The sequence below is a fragment of the Gilliamella sp. B3127 genome (assembly GCF_026536935.1).
Lineage (GTDB): Bacteria > Pseudomonadota > Gammaproteobacteria > Enterobacterales > Orbaceae > Gilliamella > Gilliamella apicola_E.
This window is the reverse complement of sequence record NZ_JAFNNI010000014.1, coordinates 1-2,639: the sequence shown is the minus strand read 5'-3', so window position 1 is coordinate 2,639 and position 2,639 is coordinate 1. Positions and strand designations below refer to the sequence as shown.

Sequence of the window (2,639 nt, the reverse complement as noted above, 5' to 3'; positions counted from 1 at the left end):
AGCGTTTATATAGAGACCAACGCATAGACACTATGACGCTTCTCGGACACAAATCTCAGCAAATGACTGATAAATATAATGATAGTCGAGGACGTGAATACAAAAAACTGAGAATAAATTAAACCTATTTATGTGGTAGGTAGCTCAATTGATTTTTCTATAAAACCAAAAATTGCAGGTATTGAGCCAATTTATATCGTTGAATCATATATATATGGGAATAGCTGGTATAACAAATATTCAAATGGATTCATTGAACAGTCTGGCGTAATTCTAGCTCGAACTCCAACCTCAAATGCTGTTTGTGGTAATTTAATTAATTTACTAATCCCTATGAACACAAAAAACTATGGAGTTAGCATTGACAAAATAAATAATGGGTTATGGGGAGATATTGAATATGCATGCGCTGAGTTAGATTTAAGTGCATTTTGGTTAGCATCGTATTCACATACAACTGGCGAGGCTTGGATTAGATGGACAGCAAGAGGGTATTAATTATGACATACACAAATACAGAATATGCCAAATTAGCAATAAAAGCCAATGAAGAAGGAAAAGCGTTAAAAAATATAAATGGCAAGCTAATGCTGGTTGATTTTGAACCGATTAAAATATCCGATGAGCAAATCCTATTGCAAAATCAATCAAGAAAAACAGTATTAATTAAAGATGCTAACGAAAAGATAGCTATTATTCAAGATGTTATAGATTTAGATATGCAGGAATCAAACGAAGAGGAGCAACTAAAACAATGGAAAAAATATCGCATATTATTAACTCGTGTTGATACGTCAGATGTTAATGCCTTGTTTCCTGAAAAGCCCGTTTAGGGCTTAACTGGTAATTCAATATCTAATTTATTTATATCAATAGATTTTAGCTGTATACGATACAATTTCCATTTTTTAAGTAGTTTTTTATCATCATCTGTTGCTATTTCAAGCTCTATTTTGTCATTCAAGATTTCTATCTCATTATTAGCATCAGATAACAAATTTGCTAATTTTGATTGGTTTAGTTTAATGGTGAAAGTGTTTTTTTGTTCTTCATCAAGTACCCATTTTTCACCATTCCATTTGCAAAATTCGAATGGCTCTAATTGTGTAAAATCGCGGTTTATCGGACCTATATAATCAATTTTAACAGATTCTTTTGTTGCTATATTATAAACAGTTTTTTCGCGGTTATCTTCAATGAGAATCCATTTTCCGTCTTGTTCGCATGGACAATAACCTTCTTTAAATGTAGGAGCAATCCGTAGCGCATTATCAGGTGGTAATGTGTCATCGTTTGCTTCTAATTGATGTGTAAATGGTTTTAAATCGTTTGTGTTATCGTAATAATAATTAATCATAAATTTTCCTATTTTTTGTTGACCTACTCGACAGGTAGGTAGCTGGGAGGATGATGCTATACGAGACATTTGGGGGCATTTTGATTCTGGTGTGGTAGCAAATCACCACGAGTACGCGAGAGGTGCATTTAGCGGCACGCGAGCAATTAACCCCACAAACGCTGCATTTTTAGCAACTAGAGATTATGAAGTTTGGGGTTATGACTTTCGCGCTTCAAATGTTGTACCTACCGCAAACGAGAACAGAACAGTCAATCTCGGATTGACCCCCGTAATTTATCTTGGAGTTTAAACTCCCAAATATATAGCTGGCGTCATGCCGACATTAATCGGTCTATTTTCGTGAGCTGTGGGTACTACGCGTGATGCATCAAAATCGAAAAACGCCCACCTCATTCGACGTGGACCTACTTGCAGCCAATCGTCATCGCAGTGATAAACTGATATCGCTCCGTCATGTTCACCTTTTGTTATGTTTTCATGCCCGATTACTGCTCGTCCGGGACCATTTGGTATCGATCCCTTAATATTGCGAATAGCATCATCTTCCCAACTACCTACCTGTCGAGTAGTTCCATTAACCGCTCGCTCAAAAAAACCACGTCCATCTGGAGCAAATGCAGTCGGAACATTAATATATTGCTGCCCATTTATGGTTTTAATTGTAATTTTATGATCTGATTTGTAGTTAACAGATAAATTATTTAGCGCTTGCCCCTGCGGTGAACTTAATAAATAATTATCTCCATTTCGAAAATACCAACCAAAAGGCAGTTCATCGCGTCGAAATGGCATTAAACGTTGGTCTCCAATAGCATCTTTAAACACTAAATGGCTACCTACCACATAAATAGGTGCTCCATTTACCTGTTTTTTTACAGCGGGAATAGTACCAATATCATCCGCCGTTGGTTTGTTATTCGGCGAATAAACATGCTGACCATTTTCAGTTAAATTTTTAACATCTAAAGAGCCATTAATTGACTGACTATCTACACCAGATTTTTTTATGAAAACTGTAGTATCAATTGATGATGCGGCATTTTTAGCATCATCTGCTGATTTTTTAGCATTTTTTTCCGATGTTTTAGCGTTTCGCTCAGATGAACTAGCTGCATTTGCACTATTACTAGATTGTTGAGCTGAGTTACGAGATGCTGTTGCTGATGCGCTGGCACTATCTGCATATGATTTAGCTGAATCTGAATACGATTTAGCTGATGCGCTCGCATTGGTTGCTGTTGCAGATGATGAGCTAGCTGATTGTGCTGAGTTGCTTGCA

At 36.5% G+C, this 2,639-nt stretch carries 4 protein-coding genes and 1 pseudogene; 3 read left to right on the top strand and 2 right to left on the bottom strand.

The genetic code is table 11. The annotated features are described in order from the left end of the window. The 3 genes and pseudogenes from J3U00_RS11720 to J3U00_RS11535 form a co-directional block, all read left to right on the top strand. A pseudogene (locus J3U00_RS11720) lies at nucleotides 1–122 on the top strand (integrase); the annotation flags it as partial. A gap of 10 nt (nucleotides 123–132) precedes the next feature. Then, complete coding sequence (locus tag J3U00_RS11540) at nucleotides 133–498, top strand: hypothetical protein (RefSeq protein ID WP_267332460.1); 366 nt, start codon at nucleotides 133–135, stop codon at nucleotides 496–498. 2 nt (nucleotides 499–500) lie between these two features. Continuing rightward, nucleotides 501–833: a tail fiber assembly protein gene (locus tag J3U00_RS11535; protein WP_267332459.1), complete on the top strand. Its 333-nt coding sequence runs from the start codon at nucleotides 501–503 to the stop codon at nucleotides 831–833. On the opposite strand, the gene J3U00_RS11530 is transcribed toward J3U00_RS11535, so the two are convergent. Together J3U00_RS11530 and J3U00_RS11525 are read right to left on the bottom strand one after the other, a co-directional pair. Then, nucleotides 830–1,426, bottom strand: a complete 597-nt coding sequence (locus J3U00_RS11530) for a tail fiber assembly protein (RefSeq protein ID WP_267332458.1) — start codon at nucleotides 1,424–1,426, stop codon at nucleotides 830–832. The genes J3U00_RS11535 and J3U00_RS11530 overlap by 4 nt on opposite strands. Before the next feature lie 219 nt (nucleotides 1,427–1,645). Beyond that, a partial coding sequence (locus tag J3U00_RS11525; protein ID WP_416379921.1) for a hypothetical protein occupies nucleotides 1,646–2,639 on the bottom strand: 994 nt, incomplete at its 5' end.

Bases quoted from the DNA above. Each gene is read 5' to 3' on its own strand.
- J3U00_RS11535 (WP_267332459.1), top strand. From the start codon at position 501: ATGACATACACAAATACAGAATATGCCAAATTAGCAATAAAAGCCAAT.
- J3U00_RS11530 (WP_267332458.1), bottom strand. From the start codon at position 1,426: ATGTCTCGTATAGCATCATCCTCCCAGCTACCTACCTGTCGAGTAGGT.